This is a genomic window from Streptomyces sp. NPDC059456 (genome assembly GCF_042750055.1).
In the GTDB taxonomy this organism is placed as follows: domain Bacteria; phylum Actinomycetota; class Actinomycetes; order Streptomycetales; family Streptomycetaceae; genus Streptomyces.
On record NZ_JBHYVA010001011.1, the window covers coordinates 1 to 2,032 of the forward strand.

2 protein-coding genes are annotated in these 2,032 nt (G+C 74.8%); both read right to left on the reverse strand.

The features are described from left to right. Positions 1-29: 29 nt before the first annotated feature. Entirely contained in the window at positions 30-647 is a 618-nt protein-coding gene (locus ACFXA3_RS41630; protein WP_385196565.1) for a TetR family transcriptional regulator, read from the reverse strand. Next, on the reverse strand, positions 644-1,483 hold the full coding sequence (locus ACFXA3_RS41635; RefSeq protein ID WP_385196567.1) for a sugar phosphate isomerase/epimerase family protein: 840 nt from the start codon (positions 1,481-1,483) through the stop codon (positions 644-646). Before ACFXA3_RS41635 ends, ACFXA3_RS41630 begins: the two co-directional genes overlap by 4 nt. Positions 1,484-2,032 lie beyond the last annotated feature (549 nt).

Sequence of the window (2,032 nt, forward strand, 5' to 3'; positions counted from 1 at the left end):
CACGTTGTCCGCATCCCGGGACAGGGGGCTCAGTCCTCGGTCAGGTAGCGCTGCAGGGTGGGGGCCACGAGCGTGACGATGGCCTCCGGGTCCGCGGACGCGAGGGGCTCGACCTGGACCACGTACCGCAGGAGCGCGATGCCGATCATGTGGGAGGCGGCGAGTTCGGCGCGGAAGGTGGGGTCGGGGACGTTGAGGTCGGCCGCGACCCGCTCCAGGACCCGGCGCAGGATCAGCCGGCGCAGGACCGCCGCCGCGGCCTCGTGGGTGAGGGCGGAGCGTATGACCGCGAGGAGGGGCGCCCGGGACGCCGGGTTCTCCCAGATGCCGAGGAAGTACCGGGCCAGCCGCTCGCCGATGCCCTCGGGGCCCTCTCCCACGATCGCCGGGACGACGAGGGCGGGCTCCATGGTGACCTCGATCGCGGCGGCGAAGAGGTCGTCCTTGCTCCCGAAGTAGTGGTGCACCAGCGCCGGGTCCACGCCGGCCACCTTGGCGATGCCGCGGACGGACGTCTTGTCGTACCCGCGCTCCGCGAACACCTCCCGGGCGGCGAGCCGGATCCGCTCCTGCGTGCCGGGGCCGTCGCCGGCCTCGTCGTGGCGGGGACGCCCGGGGCCGCGGCGCGGCTTGGCGGGTTCCGTCACCGGCGGGGGGCCTTGACGACCGGGGCGGCGGCGGGGCCGGCCGCGAGGTGGAGCCGGGTGAAGGCCAGCGCCTCGGCGAGGTCCGCCTCGCGCTCCGCGGAGGACATCGCGCGGCGCGTGTTGACCTCGATGACGACGTGCCCGTCGAAAGCCGTGGCGGCGAGCCGCTCCAGCAACTCGGCACACGGCTGCGTCCCCCGGCCCGGGACCAGGTGCTCGTCCTTCGCGGAACCGTTCCCGTCGGCGAGGTGCACGTGCGCGAGCCGGTCGCCCATCCGGTCGATCATCTCGGTGGCGTCGGTCCGGGCGGTCGCGGTGTGCGACAGGTCGACGGTGAAGTGCCGGTAGTCGTCCTTCGTCACGTCCCACTCGGGGGCGTAGGCCAGCATCTCGCGGTCCCGGTACCGCCACGGGTACATGTTCTCGACGGCGAACCGCACGTCGGTCTCGTCGGCCATCCGCCAGATTCCGCTGACGAAGTCCCGCGCGTACTGGCGCTGCCAGCGGAACGGCGGGTGCACGACGACGGTGGACGCCCCGAGCCGCTCGGCGGCGGCCTGCGCCCGCTGGAGCTTGGTCCACGGATCCGTCGACCACACCCGCTGCGTGATCAGCAGGCACGGCGCGTGCACGGCGAGGATCGGCACCCGGTACCGGTCCGACAGCCGCCGCAGCGCATCGACGTCCTGGCTCACGGGGTCGGTCCACACCATCACCTCGACGCCGTCGTAACCGAGGCGCGCGGCGATCTCGAAGGCGGTCGCCGTCGACTCCGGATACACGGAGGCAGTGGAGAGGGCGACTTTCGCGGTCGGGATGCGGACTGGTTCTGCCACGGGGACAGACTACGGGCCCACCCCCGCCCCCCGCCGTGACGATCACCACCCGGACCGGGGCGGACGGACCTCACCGCCCCCGCCGGGCCTTCACCGCGTCGGCGCACGGCTCCCGGGCCGGCTCCCCGCCCGGATCGAACTCGGCCGGCGCCGACAGCGCTCTGCTCACTGTCCGCCTCCGGCCGGACCGAGCCGGACCTTCCCGGCCCCGGACACAGCGCCCGCCCGAGCCGGGACGGCCGGGGGCCGCCGCACCGACGGAAGCGCGTAGCGATCAGAGGCGGGCGGCCCGCCTGCCCGGCGGTGACAGCGCTCCGGCCGCCGTCCGACTCAGGCCGGGCCGGACCCGACCCGGGACGGGCCTGCCCATGGGCCCCAGCTGGGCAGCCGGATCCCCCGGAACCGGGCCCTGGCGGCGCCGATGCCGCCCTGCCCAAGGCCCGTGCCCAGGTGACCGTCCCTTCGGGGGCTTCCCGGCAGTCCTTGTCCTTCCGGGGCGGGACGGGCGGTCAAGGGTGGCCCAAGGCCATCGCGAAGCGAGGGCTATCG